Annotated in this window: 13 protein-coding genes; 10 read left to right on the forward strand and 3 right to left on the reverse strand. The window is 62.9% G+C overall.

Annotated features, from left to right (window positions below):
- Positions 1–248: 248 nt before the first annotated feature.
- Genes FYJ85_RS19960 through FYJ85_RS19975 form a run of 4 tightly spaced genes read left to right on the forward strand, consistent with a single transcriptional unit; the run spans position 249 to position 2,810 of the window.
- Positions 249–2,033 (forward strand): S1 family peptidase, encoded by a 1,785-nt coding sequence (locus FYJ85_RS19960; RefSeq protein WP_206213348.1) that lies wholly within the window; start codon positions 249–251, stop codon positions 2,031–2,033.
- Positions 2,030–2,293 carry a hypothetical protein gene (locus FYJ85_RS19965; RefSeq protein WP_154420497.1) on the forward strand — a complete coding sequence of 88 codons (264 nt, stop codon included), beginning with the start codon at positions 2,030–2,032 and terminating at the stop codon, positions 2,291–2,293. The genes FYJ85_RS19960 and FYJ85_RS19965 overlap by 4 nt, the downstream gene beginning before the upstream one ends.
- Before the next feature lie 13 nt (positions 2,294–2,306).
- Positions 2,307–2,543, forward strand: coding sequence for a hypothetical protein (locus tag FYJ85_RS19970; RefSeq protein ID WP_106052622.1), 237 nt, complete (start codon positions 2,307–2,309; stop codon positions 2,541–2,543).
- A gap of 24 nt (positions 2,544–2,567) precedes the next feature.
- Positions 2,568–2,810 (forward strand): hypothetical protein, encoded by a 243-nt coding sequence (locus FYJ85_RS19975; protein WP_106052621.1) that lies wholly within the window; start codon positions 2,568–2,570, stop codon positions 2,808–2,810.
- A gap of 53 nt (positions 2,811–2,863) precedes the next feature.
- On the opposite strand, the gene FYJ85_RS19980 is transcribed toward FYJ85_RS19975, so the two are convergent.
- Positions 2,864–4,159: a class II aldolase/adducin family protein gene (locus FYJ85_RS19980; protein WP_106052620.1), complete on the reverse strand. Its 1,296-nt coding sequence runs from the start codon at positions 4,157–4,159 to the stop codon at positions 2,864–2,866.
- A 151-nt stretch (positions 4,160–4,310) separates the two neighbouring features.
- On the opposite strand from FYJ85_RS19980, the gene typA reads away from it, so the two are divergent.
- Together typA and FYJ85_RS19990 are read left to right on the forward strand one after the other, a co-directional pair.
- Positions 4,311–6,116 (forward strand): translational GTPase TypA, encoded by a 1,806-nt coding sequence (gene typA / locus FYJ85_RS19985; RefSeq protein ID WP_106052619.1) that lies wholly within the window; start codon positions 4,311–4,313, stop codon positions 6,114–6,116.
- 2 nt (positions 6,117–6,118) lie between these two features.
- On the forward strand, positions 6,119–7,474 hold the full coding sequence (locus FYJ85_RS19990; protein ID WP_154420499.1) for an alkaline phosphatase: 1,356 nt from the start codon (positions 6,119–6,121) through the stop codon (positions 7,472–7,474).
- Positions 7,475–7,572: 98 nt separating this feature from the next.
- Here FYJ85_RS19990 and FYJ85_RS19995 read toward each other — a convergent pair whose 3' ends face one another.
- Both FYJ85_RS19995 and FYJ85_RS20000 read right to left on the reverse strand, forming a co-directional pair.
- Entirely contained in the window at positions 7,573–8,298 is a 726-nt protein-coding gene (locus tag FYJ85_RS19995) for an acyl-[acyl-carrier-protein] thioesterase (protein ID WP_154420500.1), read from the reverse strand.
- Positions 8,298–9,725, reverse strand: coding sequence for a sialate O-acetylesterase (locus FYJ85_RS20000; RefSeq protein WP_154420501.1), 1,428 nt, complete (start codon positions 9,723–9,725; stop codon positions 8,298–8,300). The genes FYJ85_RS19995 and FYJ85_RS20000 overlap by 1 nt, the downstream gene beginning before the upstream one ends.
- A gap of 584 nt (positions 9,726–10,309) precedes the next feature.
- Between FYJ85_RS20000 and FYJ85_RS20005 the strand changes: the two genes are divergently transcribed.
- The 4 genes from FYJ85_RS20005 (at position 10,310) to FYJ85_RS20020 (ending at position 15,616) form a co-directional block, all read left to right on the forward strand.
- The gene (locus tag FYJ85_RS20005) at positions 10,310–11,764 is read left to right on the forward strand and encodes a coiled-coil domain-containing protein (RefSeq protein ID WP_154420502.1); all 1,455 of its coding nucleotides are present in this window, start codon (positions 10,310–10,312) and stop codon (positions 11,762–11,764) included.
- Between the two features lie 66 nt (positions 11,765–11,830).
- Positions 11,831–12,880, forward strand: coding sequence for an AAA family ATPase (locus FYJ85_RS20010; RefSeq protein WP_154420503.1), 1,050 nt, complete (start codon positions 11,831–11,833; stop codon positions 12,878–12,880).
- Positions 12,877–14,652 (forward strand): hypothetical protein, encoded by a 1,776-nt coding sequence (locus FYJ85_RS20015; protein ID WP_154420504.1) that lies wholly within the window; start codon positions 12,877–12,879, stop codon positions 14,650–14,652. The genes FYJ85_RS20010 and FYJ85_RS20015 overlap by 4 nt, the downstream gene beginning before the upstream one ends.
- Entirely contained in the window at positions 14,642–15,616 is a 975-nt protein-coding gene (locus FYJ85_RS20020) for an ABC transporter ATP-binding protein (RefSeq protein WP_106052612.1), read from the forward strand. The genes FYJ85_RS20015 and FYJ85_RS20020 overlap by 11 nt, the downstream gene beginning before the upstream one ends.

The following is a 15,616-nucleotide window of genomic DNA, read 5'->3' on the forward strand; positions in this document are numbered from 1 at the left end:
TGTTATTATTGATTTTTTCTTTATTTCCGAAATAAAGGCTTATGTTGATCGAATATAAGATACTGCCGCCTGCGTCGCCTGTCAAGTTGGGGCGGGGATGGGGTCAATCGTGTTTTTCGTTGTTTTTTTTGGGGAGGAAATTTGAATTTGATCGGAAATCCGTTACATTGATAGCAGCTGTTTGGATGTGAAACCCGGATGGTCCGGCGATTTTTTGCTTCCGTCAGACAATGGAAAGGAAGTTGTTTATGCGGTTCTGGGCCGGGTTGGCGGCTCTGGCGGTGGTCGGCGGTATCTGCACGGCGCTGGTCGGAGAGGATGCGAAGACCGGAGGAAAGAGCGAAGAGAAAAAAGATGGGTCGCTGCTTTCGAAAATCCGGAGAAATCACCAGGTCGACAGTTCGGCCGACCGCCTCAACAACAGTTTTCTGCTGGTGCGCTCCCCGGACGGGCGCGGTTCCGCGTTCATGACCAGGCTCTGGGACCAGCCGGTGATCGTGACGAACGCCCATGTCTATCTTGAGATGAAGGAGCCCGAAGTGGTCGATATCAACGGCAAGGTCTACAAAATCAAGGAGGTTCTCGGCTCGAAAAGCCGCGACCTGGTGATTCTTTCCTACGAAGACCCCGATCCCGATGCCGAAATGCTTTCCGCCGCCGGCGACGTCGGTGCGATTCCGCTTTCGACGAAAGTGATCGCCTACGGCAACAGCCTCGGCGACGACGTGATCGTGACGCAGACCGGCAAGCTGCTCGGCATCGGCCCGGACAAGATCGAGACGGACGCTCCGTTCGTGGGCGGCAACTCCGGCGGCCCGGTTCTGCTGCAGGACGGCGGCGAGGTGATCGGCGTGGCGACCTATCTGCGCCATATCGCGCCGGACAGCACGACGGTCGGCTCCAGATACGACTCCTCGCGCGTCAGGAAAGTCGTGCGCCGGTTCGCCACCCGGATCGACAACCTCCAGCCGGACGACCTTGAGCCGCTCAAGCTCAATGTGCTCGACCGGGAGCGCGAAGTCGTGAGGCGGAGCAACGACTGGGTCAGCCACATTCAGAACGTGTTTCAGAAGGAACTGACCCTGGATGAATTCAGGGAATTCAGCTCCGACTGCTTCAAGCGCGGCCGGGTCCTGATCGACGGCGAGACCGTCGAGTGGCACAGCAGCTATCTGAAGAACAAATTCGAAACGAACCGGGAGATGATTGTGGCGGTTCTGAAATCGTTCGAGCTCGATTCGGTGGTTGAACTTTCCCGGCTCGGCGCGATTCTCGACCGGAATGCGGAGAAGATGAGCGTCGCGCGCCGCACCGGTTATCCGGTCCGCTGCTTCTTCTGCATGGGCAGCGGCAAATATTCGAAGAAGATCGTGAATCCGCAGTACCGGCCGAACTCCGCCTATGCGCGCTATATCATGAAGTATGAAGCGTGCGCGGTCTGCGACGGGAACGGCAAGCGGCCGCTCTGGCCGGAACGGCTCTGCTTTACGGTTCCGCCCGACGTGAAGGAGGAGATGGGAAAACGGATCACGGCCGCCGGCGAGGAGTTCTGCGGGTTTCATCTCGGCGGCGAAAAGAAGGAAGAGCTGGACCGGCATATCTTCTATCGCAAGGAACCGCTCTATGTCGTTCCGAACTCGTTCGGGGAGACCATGTTTTTCGCCGGTAACCACCAGGACCGCGCCGCGGTCTGCACGGTCCTTACCTTCATGTTCGACCGGCTGCTCGGCGTGGCGGTTCTGGTTCCGCAGACCGCGGGCGGCCTCGAAGAGGGGCTCGAACGTTACCATCACGGGAAGATCTCCGGCGCGTCGCCGATCTCGATCCGGGCCGCCAGAGTTGAGGACCGCAAGGCGCTTCCACTCGACCGCCGCGGGCGTCCGCTGCTGAAACCGATCCGGCCGGTGAATATTCAGGATGAACCGGCCTACCGGGGAATGCTGATCATGGGATACCACAACAGCCTCACCGCGCTGACCAGCCTCGATCTGCCGGTGCTGGCCAGGCGCTGCAAAGGACATGAAAACTTATGAACACTGTCATCTGGATTATTTCCGGCATTGCCGGTGTCTCGGTGCTGGCGCTGACGTTCCGCATGTTCTTCCGGGAAGAGGGCGATTTCGGCGATGCGGTCGGGCATGTGTTCACCCCGGACATTTTCAGCGCGCTGAACGGCGAGTATTGGGAAGACCGCTGGAACACCTTCAAAATGTTCCTCTGGCTGGCCTTGGGCGCCGGTGCGTTTTTCGCGGCCCGGACGGGACTGCTGAAATTGTTCGGGCCGGAAGGGTGAAGGAGCTTCCGGCATGGTCGTTTTTTCATTTTTTGCCGCCGGGCTCCTGACTTTTGCCGCCATGGCTGTCTCGGTTGTCTTTGCCGGGCGTCTGGCTGAATGGATCGACAACCATGTCGCCGATGAAAGAACCGTTGCGGTGGCGAAGCTGCGGATTTACCTGATCTGGCTCTTTGGCGGAATCGCGCTGTTTCTCGGGCTCTACTTCGGGATAAAAAATTTGCTGGAGATGCTTCGGGACGCGATGTAAACGATTAATACGGGGGAGGGAGGCATGATTGTGATCTCGTTTTTCGCTTCCGGGTTGCTGACGGTCGCGATTGCCGTGGCGGTTCTGATTGCCGGAAAGCTGCTGGTCCGGTGGCTGGAGCGCTTGGATACGACCCGGGAGCGGCCGTTTCGGGATACTGTCCGTTCCGTGCAGGCGATGATTGTCGGGGTTGTTCTGTTTTTCTGGCTCTTTTATTTCCTCTTCACCCGGATTCGGCGGCTGCTGGAACATGTGTTCGGCACATGAAAAAACACCCGGCGAACTCAGCTCCGCCGGGTGTTTCCGCATCGCCGCGGGAATTACGGAATCAGCTTGAACGCCTTGACCAGGTCGGCGATCTGCTCGTCGTTGATCGGGTTCATGCCGCCGAGGTTCCGGGCGCTGATCGTCGCCTTGGCGCTGTATTCGGCCACTTCCATGCGGTCGAACGCTTCAAGCAGCGTGCGGCCGCTCGAGATCATGCAGTCGTTTTCGAGCATGATGACCGGATAGCGCGGCGAGATCGTGTCGGTGATCTTCTTGAGGTCGCGGAACTGCGTGCCGAACGGGAAGGCAGGCATCTCGCGCAGCAGGATGTAGCTTTCGGGAATGACCCGCGGATCGAACTCCTCGTGCGCGACGGTATAACCCATCAGGTGCGGCGGATTCGCGATGATCAGGGAGTTGATTTCGGGCTGCGCGTCGAAAATCGCGCGGAACAGCCACGCGGCGCGGCTCAGCTTGCGGCCGGACTCGTAGCGCATGCCCTTGACCAGCACCATGTCCTCCGGCTGGATGTTGCCGCGGTCGACGTTGCGCGGCGTGATGAGGATGCGCTCCTTGTCGACGCGGACCGCGAAAGTCCCTTCGGTGCTCGTGAACAGCATCTGCTTGTAGGCGCGGCGGATCAGGAGCGCCATCTGGTAGCGCAGCTCCATTTCGTCGCTCGAGCGGACTTCCGGGTCGAACGGCCGGAAATCGATGTTGCGGTCGAGCTGGCTGAACTCGATTTCGGTGTCGGAAAGGTAATGCGGCGTGCCGAGCTGGCTTGCCCGCAGGATCAGCCGGGCGCAGAAATCGAGCGTCTCGAAGCGCTTGAACGCCTCCTGCAGCGTGGCTCCCGCCGTGCAGGCGCCGTGGTTTTCGAGCAGGATCGTCGAGTGTCCGGCCGAAAAGGCCGCCGCGACGTTCTTGCCGAGCGCTTCGCTGCCCGGAACCTCATACGGCGCGTAACCGACGGTGCCGCAGATCATTTTGGCGGCGGGATGCACGCTGGTGTCCGGAATCTTGCCGGCCACGCTGAACGAGACCAGCGCGGGCGGATGGGCGTGCAGGATTCCCTTGATGTCCGGCCGCATCTTGTAGATGGCGCGGTGGAACGGAAATTCGCTCGACGGCTTGTGGCGGCCTTCGACGGTGCCGTCCGGCTTGACGCAGACGATGTCCTCGCGGCGCAGCGTGCCCTTGTCGACGCTGGCCGGGCTGATCCACATATTGCCGTCGGAATCGAGGATAGAAAGGTTCCCGCCGCTGGTGGTCGTCATGCCGTAGCCGTAAATACGCTGCATGATGTCCACGATCTGGTCGCGCGGATGGACGAAATTTGTTTTGTTCATGTCTGATACGCTTTCCACGTTATTTGAGTCGGTTGCATAATATACACGCATTTTCCGTTTCCGGCAAGTGAATTATCATTGAAAATCATGCCTTGCGGTGTTATATTGTAAAGATTTACTTTCAACATCCGAATGCGAGGAACAAGTCTCCATGCGTGACTTAAGAAACATTGCCATCATTGCCCACGTCGACCACGGCAAGACGACGCTGGTCGATCAGATCATGCGCCAGGCCAAGATTTTCCGTGAGAACGAGGTCGTCGCCGACTGCTTTCTCGACAGCAACGATCTCGAACGCGAGCGCGGAATCACGATTCTCTCCAAGAATATCAGCATCGAGTACAGGAACACCAAGATCAACGTGATCGACACCCCGGGACACAGCGATTTCGGCGGTCAGGTCGAGCGCGTGCTGAAGCTCGCGGACGGCGTGATCCTGCTCGTCGATTCGGCCGAGGGGCCGATGCCGCAGACGCGGTTCGTGCTCGACAAGGCGCTGCAGCTGAATCTGCGCCCGGTGGTCGTCATCAACAAGATCGACAAGCCGGACGCCCGGCCCGATGCGGTCCACACGAAGGTGTTCGACCTCTTCTGCGAGCTGAATGCGAGCGACGAGCAGCTGGAGTTTCCGCTGCTTTACGCTTCCGGCCGCGACGGCTGGGCGGTCCGGAATCTCGACGATCCGCGTGAGTCGATCTTTCCGCTGCTCGATGCGATTCTCGAATGTGTGCCTGCGCCGCAGCAGGTTGAAGGTCCGGTTCAGTGCCAGGTCGCCACGCTCGATTATTCGAACTTCGTCGGCCGCATCGGCATCGGGCGCGTCTACCGCGGCACGCTCGACACCCGCAAGCCGCTGGTGATCGTCAAGCGCGACGGAACCGTTCAGAACACGCAGGTCAAGCAGCTCTTCACCTTCGAGGGGCTCGGCCGGAAGGAGACCAGCGTGGTCGAGTGCGGCGACCTCTGCGCGATCGTCGGCGTCGCCGATATCGATATCTCCGACACGATCTGCGACGCCGAAACGCCGGAGGCCATGCCGGCCATCGCGATCGACGAGCCGACCATCTCGATGATGTTCCGCATCAACGATTCGCCGTTTTTCGGCAAGGAGGGCAAGTATGTCGGCAGCCGCCAGCTGCGCGAGCGTCTGTTCAAGGAGGTCGAGCGCGACGTCGCGCTGCGGGTAGAGGATGTCAACGGAGAGGCGTTCAAGGTCTCCGGCCGCGGCGTTCTGCACCTTGCGATCCTGATTGAAACCATGCGGCGCGAGGGGTATGAGTTCGCGGTTGCGAAGCCGCAGGTCATCTGCAAAACGATCGACGGCGTGAAGAACGAGCCGATCGAGCGGCTCAGCGTGGATGTGCCGTCCGAATTCGCCGGCAAGATCATCGAGATCGTCGGCCAGCGGCGCGGCGAGCTGATCCAGATGGAGTCGCGCGGCGTCCGGCAGCTGGTCGAGTTTTTCATCCCGACCCGCGGACTGATCGGATTGCGCAGCAAGGCGCTGACCGCCAGCCAGGGCGAGGCGATCGTCTCGCATCTTTTCGACCATTACGAGCCGTTCAAGGGGGCGATCCCGTCCCGGACGAACGGCACCATGGTCAGCATGGCGCAGGGCAAGGCGATTCCGTTTGCGATCGACGGGCTTCAGCAGCGCGGCGAATTCTTCATCGATCCGGGCACGGACTGCTACGAGGGGATGATCGTCGGCGAGCACTGCAAGGAGGGCGACCTGGTCGTCAACGTGCAGCGCGCGAAGCAGCTGACCAATATGCGTGCTGCGGGCAGCGACCGGAATATGAAGATCGCGCCGGCGCGGAAGATGTCGCTCGAGCAGGCGCTCGAATACATCGAGGACGACGAGCTGGTCGAGGTGACTCCGCTGAACATCCGGCTGCGCAAACTGTTCCTGACCGAGCTCGAACGTCGCCGGAACCGGTTTAAAACGGAAGAGTAACGATGATCCGGGCGGTCCGCTGGTGCATTTCGGCTCTGTTGCTGCTGCTGGCGTGGCAGGTTCATGCCGACGCCCGTAATGTGATCGTCTTTTTCATCAACGGGGCGAATCAGGCCGGGCTTGAGTTCGCCCGGGCGGCCGGGGCGGATTTTGCGGGGTTGTCGAACCTGTCGGCGTTTCCGGTCCGTGGGACGCTCCTGCCGCTGACCGGGGAGTATCGGCATCTGCCGCTGGCGGCGGCCAATGCGGTGGCGCTCGGGAAGCCGGCCGACGATGCGGTCGGCACACTTTCGTCCGGAGAAGAGCTCGATTCGCTTGCGACGCTTGTGAAGCAGTCGGGGCGCCGGGTCGGGATCATTTCGGATTCGCTGCTGACCGGCTGGCTGCCGGGGGCATTTTATGCGCATGAGCCCGGTGCGGACCGGGCGGAAATGGTGGCGAACTGGCTGCCGCTCTGTGACTTCAATGTATTGGCCGGAGAGGTTCCGTCGCCGGACGGAAGGTCTGCCGGTGACCGGCTCGGCGACACGATGGCGCGGATCGGCTACCGCAATGTTCTCGATGTGAAGAACCTGACGCCGCCGGTGTCGCGGCTTTTCATCCGCCATACCGACTCTGCCGGGCGTCGTTACGCGATGGCGCGGAGGACGCGCACGGACCGGGAGCGGTTGATCGACTACACCGCAACCGCTCTGGAGTGCCTCGAAAACCGGAATGGTTTTCTCCTGGTGGCGGAGTGCGGCAATATTGCTCCGGCCGGAGTTGAAAACGATGCTTCGATGCTGCTCGGGGAGCTGTGGACGTTCGACCGGGCGCTGGGGAAGGCGCTGGATTTCTTCAAGGCGGCTCCGGAGGATACGCTGATTGTGGTCGTCTCTTTGTATGACGCCGGGGAGCTTCGGCTGACGGGTGAGCCGGATACGGATTTCCCTTTCGGCCGTTCCCGGCTGGAGTTGCTTTGCGAATTGAACCGGGAACCGCGGACGTTCGGCCAGGCGCTGGCGCTGCTGGGGGCCGGGGAACTGTTTGCGCCGGGAGCGGAACAGCTTCGGGAGCTGCAGCGGCTTTATTTTGATGCGCCGCGTTTGATGGAGCCGCAGGTGCTGGCCGGAATGCGCGGGTTCTGGAATTACGAGCCTGACACGGTCATGCGCGATTACCGCGAATGGATTGATCGGCTTCAGGATTTGCGCGACCGGCATTACGGCGCGGGATTTTTTTCGAAACGGCCGGCGGCGGCGCTGACGCCGGTCTGGGCGATCGGCGCAGGGGCGAAGGAGTTTGCGGGGGAATACTCGCCGGAGGAATTCCACGGGAAGCTGCGCCGCGCGCTGGGGCTGGCCCCGGAACCGAGGTGAATATAAGTAAGAGCGCCTGTGACCGGGCGATGCCGCTCACCTTACGGTTTGCGGTGTCATCCGGTGGAAGTGCTGAAACGCGCGGCGTACGGCAGGGGTCAGGCCAGTTCCGCCAGGGCGGTGAAGCTCGTCTGGCCGGATTTTCCGCTTCCCTCGACGAAGAGCCGGTTTCCGGTGAACTCGCCGCCGACCGACAGCACGTCCGGCTCCCTGACTGCCGCGAGATAATGCAGCTCGACGGAGCGGAACACCGGAGAGCCGCCGCGCTTCATTGCCGCGAAATCCTGTATGAGCCCAGCATATTCGGCGTTGTTCAGGTGGCCGTTCACATCTTCCATCGAATAGCGGACGGGAACCTGAAGTTCCGGCGTGAGTCCGCGTGCCGGGAGCTTCGCTTCCAGCGTGAAATAGTCGGGACGTCCGGAGTTGTCCGGCAGCTCGACCGGCAGACTTTCGAGCTTCAGCGGCCGCAGCCGCGGCAGCCCGAGCAGCAGCCAGCGGCTTGAGGCGCGGCCGATCTCGTCGCCCGCTTCGCCGACGATTCGGAACTGCCGCGCGGCATGGAGGCGGCGGAAACCGTTCGGGTAGGTCTCCACCGTGATCTTTTCGCTGATGCGCGGCGAGCGTTCCATTTCAAGCTTCAATTTCGATAAAACCCAGATCATGCCGTTTTTCTGCAGCATTTCGAGCCCGACGCCGAGGCGCGCGGCATGATTGGCCGCCGCCTCCTGCAGGAAATCGAACCAGCCGGCCAGCCGGAGGTCGCCGCGGCGGTCGGCCTCGCGGTGGCGGACGGTGAAGTGTTCGACGTGAAAACCGTTCATCAGCGGACCGGTACGGCCGTGTCGAACGGCGCGGCCGGAACACCGGCGCTGTTGACGAGGTTCGGGTTGGCGACATTATGCCAGCCGAAGCGGAGCCGGACCGGGTTGGCGACTTTGTCGGAGCTCACGATGAGCCGGTCATTCTCGATGACGCCCTCGGCCGGATGGAACACGCCGTCTTCCCCGGCCAGCATCAGGTGCGAGACCGGCTTGCCGTCGCGGGTTCTGAGGCCGTTCGCATGCAGGAACTCAACGACGAGTTTGCCGTTCTGCGGAGTTGCCCGATAGAACTGCGGCACAAGCGCCGTGTCGTCGCCGATGCCGTAGCTCAGATAGAGCACGAGATTTGCAAGGCGGCGGGCGAGCGGAACCTTGTCGCGCGGATGGATGTCGTCCGCCACTCCGCAGTCGGTCGCGGTGATGAAACCGGCGTAGCGGTCTCCCTCGGCGAAGCGCTGCTGCGCGGCCCAGAAGTTCGGCAGCCGCGTCACCTCGGTCTTATGATAGTTGAACGGCGGCAGCTGGACGATGTAGATCGGCAGCGTCGGGTTGGCGAAGGCGTTCCGCCAGGTCCGGGCGAGCGCTTTGAGCTTGTCGCCGTAGACGGCGCCCTCGTAGTGGTTGTCCTCGCCCTGATACCAGAGCATCCCCTTCACCGCGAACGGCGTGAGGGGATGAACCATCGCATTGTAGAGGACGGTCGGCAGCCGCTGCTTGTCCTTGCGCAGCTCGGAGTCCTGCTTCGAATTCATGTCCGCGATCTGCTTTTCGACCGTCGCGGCGGTCTCCTCGAGCCCCGGAATTCCGGCGAACGATTCGCGCGCGCTCATCGCTTCGATTCGGCAGCCGCCCCAGGAGATGTTGATCAATCCGACCGGGACCTTGATCGCCTGCTGAATGTCCCGGCCGACCAGATAGCCGACCGCCGTGAAACCGCCGACGGTCTCCGGCGTACAGAGTTTCCACTTCGCATTGAGCGTTCTGGACGGTGTGCGGCTCCAGACGCACGGAACCTGATAGAGCCGGATTTCGGGATTTTCCGCCGCCTTGACGATCTCCGCCGCTCCGGTGATGCCCTTGAGTCCCCACTGCATGTTGCTCTGTCCGACGCAGAGCCAGATGTCGCCGACCAGCACATCCTTGAACTGGAGCGTGTTGTCGCCTGCTACCGTAAGAACGGCGCCTTCCGCCGACGCGGGGGCGGCGGGCAGCTCGACCTTCCAGTCTCCGTTCCGGTCCGCCGTGGCCGACAGCGAGGTTTCCCGGAAGGTCACTTTGACCGCCTCGCCGGGCCGGCCGGTGCCCCAGACACGGATCGGCGTGTCGCGTTGCAGAACCATGTAGTCGGAGAAGATCGGAGCGGTTTCGACCGCGCCGAGCGAAAACGCCGCGCCGGCAAGGGCGGCAAGCATCCAGCTGGATTTCATCGGGTACTCCTATTGTTCCCCAAAAAGTTACCCCCCCTTCCTCCTTCGCCGAGGCTGCGGAGGACAAGTCGGACTTGTCATCCACAGCGCCTGCGCGGCGGATGGTACTTTTCGGGGGCCCCGCTCTCTGAAGAGACCATGCCCGACACTGCGTGTCGTGCTCGTCTCAAAAGACCATGCCCGACACTGCGTGTCGTGCTCGTCTCAAAAGACCATGCCCGACACTGCGTGTCGTGCTCGTCTCAAAAGACCATGCCCGACACTGCGTGTCGTGCTCGTCTCCTGTGTTTCGTGCGGCTCCGCCGTACTCACACCTTCGAGAAAGGCATTGTTAATATTTCGATGGTATTAACATACCATCACCTTAAAAAATGTCGAACTGAGAATGATGATCCGATTCTAGTATAGCATGAATCGAAAAAAAAGCAAATTCGCCGGCTAAGAACCGGGGGATCGCGCCGTCTTAAGAATCGAAGACGTTTCAAAAGCGGAATTTTACCGTGGGGAACCTTGAAAATGGAAATAAACGGCATTATGTTCCCCTCGGTTGCCGGAATAAAAGATCGAATCAGGGAAAGTCGCAGATGGGCGCAGTGAAAACGGAAGATCCGGTCGTCGCCGCCGGAAAAATGGCGGGGGCGCTGCGGCGCAGATTTGCTTCGGCCCTTTTCTGCCGCGGTTTTCTGGCCGCCTCCGGCATCGCCGGGTTTGCGGCCGGCGGGGTGATCCTCGCCGGGCGGCTGGTCGACGGCGATTGGCCGTTTGCCGCGTCCGCCGCGGCGGTGCTGGCTGGGCTCTTCGCTGCTTTGCTGTGCGGCGGCATTCATGCCAGGAAACATGTGCCGGAGCGGCGGAAGCTGCTGGTTTGGCTCGACGGCGCCGGACGCTCCGGCGGTCTGCTCGCCTCGTCGCTCGAAACGGACGGCGGCGAGTGGAGAACGCGGATTTCTCTGCCTGCCGGGGTGCGGGTGAGGGTTTCGGCCGGGCGGTACTGGTTGCCCGCGGCGGCGGGCGCGCTGTTTCTGGCCGGCGCATTGCTGTTTCCCGCCTCCGGCATCGCCGGGCGGGACCGGCACGCGCTCGACATCTCCGAGGAGACCGCCTTGCTCGAGCAGAAGCTTGAAGTGCTTGAGGAGGAAAGCCTCATGCCCGAGAAGGAGCTCGCCGGGCTCCGGGCGGATTTGAAAGAACTTGAGGAAAACAACCGCGCGGACGAGTCGGCGCGGACCTATGAACTGCTCGACGCGCTGTCGCGCCGGGTCGAGCTTGCCGGAGAAGAGGCGGGGCGGCAGGCCGCCGAAAACCGCGAAACACTGCAGATGCTGTCGATGGCGCTCGATTCGCTGAGTTCGCTGCCGCTCGACCAGCTGCCGCCTGAAGCGGCCGGTGAGATGGGCGGGCTGCTGCGGAAGCTTTCCGAAGAGAATCCGGAGCTGGCGGAGCTTCTGAAACAGTCCGGCGCGGCGGCGCAGCTTGACCCCGCGACGATGAAGCGCCTGGCCGAGGCGATGCGCGACTCCTCCGGGCGGCTCGAAAAACAGCTTGCGAAGCTGGTCGAATCGAAGCTGATGAAGTCCCGCTGCGCAAAACCCGGCAACTGCAGCGGCCCCGGCGGGGAATGCGGCAGCCCGGGCGCGTGCTTGCCCGAGGAGGATCTGGCGGAATGGCTCGCCCGCAACGCTCCCGGCGCCGACGGCCTCGGTGCAGTTGTGATGATGTGCATGGCGAACGGAGACGCTCCGGGCGCGGGCGGCATTTCCCGCGGGCGCGCGGATGCCGCGCTGACCTTTACCGGTTCGACCCCCGACCATCAGGGGCGGCCGGTCGATCTGGCGCTCGCCGGGGAGACCGATCCGGCGCAGAGCATGGTCGTGCAGCGCTTTGCGGCCGCTCCGCAGGCCGATGAGGCGGAGCAGAGGGCGGCCGCCGCCGGGAGCCTTCGCGGCGGCGGGGCGGCGGTGGACCGCCGCGAGATGCGTGTCTACCCCGAGCACCGTTCTGCGGTCGAGCGCTATTTCAAACCGAAGGAGGGGCGGTAAATCCCCCGTTCCCGGAATTTTTATCGAATATCATTCAACGTCCAATTTGAAGGAGGCGTGTTTTTCATGAGCAGGACCGAACTGATTTCACCCGGAGAGCTGCAGCCGGTGCAGGAGCGCGCCAACCGGATTCTCGATGAACTCGACCGCATTCTGCTCGGGCACCACGAGGTGCACCGGCTGCTGCTGATCGGCATCCTGAGCCGGGGGCACATCCTGCTCGAGGGACTGCCCGGCGTCGGCAAGACGGCGCTGGTCAAGGCGCTCGGGACGCTCCTGTCGCTCGATTTCAAGCGGATTCAGTTCACGCCGGATCTGCTGCCGAGCGACATCCTCGGTTGCAACATCCTGCAGATGATGCCGGACGGGGAGCGGAAGATGGTCTTTCAGCCCGGCGCGATCTTTTCGAACATCCTGCTTGCGGACGAGATCAACCGCGCTTCGCCGAAGACGCAGTCCGCCATGCTCGAGGCGATGCAGGAACATGCCGTGACGCTGCTCGGCGAGACGCGCCCCCTGCCGGAGCCGTTTTTCGTGCTCGCCTCGCAGAATCCGATCGAGCTTGAAGGGACCTATCCGATCCCGGAGGCGCAGCTCGACCGCTTTCTTTTCAAAATCGCGGTCGGCGGCGTGGATGCCGGAGTGCTGACCGAGATCATCGCGCACCGCCGCCGCGGTGAGCCGCCGCAGCCGTCGTTCCGGGTGAGCCGGGAGGAGCTGGCCGGACTGTTCGACGCGATGGAGCGCATCCACCTCTCCGAGCCGGTCGCCAACTACATGGCGCGGCTGGTCGCGGCCGGGCATCCGGGTTCGCCGGGGGCGCTGCCCGAGGTCGAGCGGTTCGTGACCTTCGGCGCTTCGCCGCGCGCCGCGATCGCGCTGGCCGAGTCGGCGCGTGCGGCGGCGCTGCTGGCCGGCCGGCCGTCAGTCGGCTTTGAGGATGTCAGGAGCGTCGCGCCCGCGGTGCTGAACCACCGGCTGCTGCTGAATTATCAGGCGCGGTTCGAGAAGGTGACGAGCTTCGACCTGATTGACCTCCTGCTCGACAAGGTCGATCCGGCCGGGCTCGATCTGCCGAAGGGCGTTTCGCTCGAAGCCGGGGAGGTGCGGGCATGAAGCGCCCGGTCTTCGTCATCGTCTTCGCGCTCGTCTGTCTGGCGGCGCCGTCGCTCCGGGCGGAACGTTTCGGCGCGGTTTCGGTCGAGAACGTGCCGCAGGCGGCTGGGTCGGAGTGGCAGTCGAGCTATTTCGTCCGGGAGTTCCGGGTCGAAAACGCGGGGGGCCGCCCGGCTGAGGTCCGTATCTGCATCCGGAGTGCGGGCGATACGCCGTTCTCCACCGAGCGCAGCGTGTTGATTGCGCCCGGAGCCGTGCAGAATGTCGTGCTCTACCGGCCGCCTGCCGATGCGGGCGGCCGATATTCCGAGTCGTTGCAGATGGAGCTGGTCATTGACGGCCGCCCGGTGAAGCATTCGCTGCTGCCGGATGCCGGGAGCTCGATCAGCTACAAACGCTCCGGCATTCTGCTCTCCGGTTCGCTGCCTCTGCATGAGTATCGGCCGTTTTTCCGGCTGGACCGTTACGGGCGGTCGCTCGAGTCTTCCAACATCCCGGTTGCCCAGTGGGGGAGGAATCTGCGCGATTACGCCGGGCTCCGCAGCATCTGGATCAGCTCGGAGGACGTCGTGCCGCCCGAAGTCGAGGCCGCGCTGATGAAGTGGGTGTTCAGCGGCGGCACCCTCGTGATCTGCGTCCCGCCCGGTTCGCCGTGGCCGGAGGGAACCGAAGGTCCGGACGGTGAACCCGCTGTCCGGCAGCACGGCTGGGGGAGGCGCGTCGTCTGCCGCCCGGTTCCGGCCGAGAAGTGCGCGGCGGTCGAGGCCTATCTGAAACGGTATGCCGATCATGAAGGGAAAGGGGAGGAGAACAAACTGAACGGGCTGAAGCGGCCGGAGCTCGGGGGCGGCATGGCGCTGCTCGATTCGCTCGCTTCCAATGACGAGTTTTTCGCGCGGCCGCAGCCGCAGTCGTTCTATGACGAGCTCGGGCTCGAAATTCCGACCGTTCCGCTGCAGCTGCTGTTTTATGTCATGCTCGTATTCGTGATCGTGATCGGCCCGGTCAACTTCCTTGTGCTCCGGAAGTTTCGGAAAGAACCGCTGATTCTGCTGACCACCCCGGCGGTCAGCCTGCTTTTCTGCCTGCTGGTCGTCGGCTTCATCACGCTGAACGAGGGGTGGTATTCGCGGGCGAAGGCGTTCGGCGTGACGCTGCTCGACCAGGAGGGGAGGCAGGCGGCGACGCTGGCGCGGCTCGGCGTTTACGCGCCGATTGCACCGGGCGGAGGTTTCACTTTCGACTCCGGCGACCTGCTGGAGTTCGCCCATGCGGGCGCGGTGCTGGCGAATGTGGATACGGCCCAGAAGCTCGCTTCCGGGCTGCTTCAGCCGCGGATTCCGCTCTGTTATTCGGTTGTCCGGGTGTCGCCGCAGCGCGAAAAGCTGCGGATTGCGCCGGAAAAGGACGGCCTCGCGGTGGTGAACGGCCTCGGCGCCCGCCTCAACGCCCTTCTGGTGGCCGGTCCGGACGGCGGGATTTTCGTCTCCGATTCTCCGGTCGAACCCGGTGAACGGGTGCTCCTCAGGCGTGGAAAGCAGCAGGGCAGCGTGCGGAAAATGGATATGGCGCGGCTTTACCGGGCGGCGCAGCTGGCGGTTCGGGAGAAGCGCTGCGATCCGGTTTCGGGCGAGCTTCCGCCGGGGTATTACTGTGCGCTGGCGGAGGAACCGCTTTTTTACACGCCGGGATTCCGGCCGGATCGATTCGAAGCCCGGCACGCGGTGATCGGCAAATACAGCTTTGCGGGAGAGTCGGAAGATGGAAATTAAGGTACGGAATCTCGTTCGTTCGTTCGGCATGACCCGGGCGGTGGACGACATCTCATTCGAGTTCGCGGCGGGGAACGTTTTCGGTTTCATCGGCCCGAACGGGGCGGGCAAGACCACGACGATCAGGATCATGGCGACGCTCGATCTGCCGGATTCCGGCGATGTTTTCTACGACGGCGTCTCGGTCGTCAACTACCCGGAGGAGGTGCGCCGCCTGGTCGGTTACATGCCGGATTCGCTGCCGGATTTCCGCGATATTCAGGTATGGGAGTATCTCGACTTCTTCGCGCGCAGTTTCGGGCTCCGCGGCGCGCAGCGGACCCGGACTCTGGCCGACATCGAGGAGTTCACGAACCTCGGCGGCATCCGCCGCAAATACCTGGCCGGGCTGTCGAAGGGAATGAAGCAGCGCGTGAGCCTCGCCCGCGCGCTCGTTCACAATCCCGGCGTGCTGATCATGGACGAACCGGCCGCCGGGCTCGACCCGCGCGCCCGCCTTGAGCTGCGTTCGCTGCTGAAAATTCTGTCGGGGCAGGGCAAGGCGATCCTGCTGTCGAGCCACATTCTCTCCGAGCTGCAGGACATCTGCGACGGGGCGGTCATCATCGAAAAGGGGAGGCTGCTTTCGGCCGGTACGCTTTCGCAGCTTCTCGCGCAGGCGTCGCCGGGAAGCGCCGCCGGAGCCCCGGGCGCGGAAGGAGAAGGGAAACCGGGCGTGACGCTCCTGATCGAATGCGCGAAGTGCGAGGAGGCCCGGCTGAAGCTGCTCGAGCATCCGGCGGTCCGCGAAGTCATCATCCGCGAGGAGGGGAAGCTGCAGGCGTTTCTCGAGGGGGACGATGAAGTCGTTCCGCCCGTCATGGGGACGCTTTTCGCGGCCGGGCTGCCGGTGATGGGGTTCGCGCGCAAATCGATGGGGCTCGAGGAGCTGTTCATGAAAATCACGACCGGCGAGGTGCAGTAA

This window comes from Victivallis lenta, from assembly GCF_009695545.1.
GTDB lineage: Bacteria > Verrucomicrobiota > Lentisphaeria > Victivallales > Victivallaceae > Victivallis > Victivallis lenta.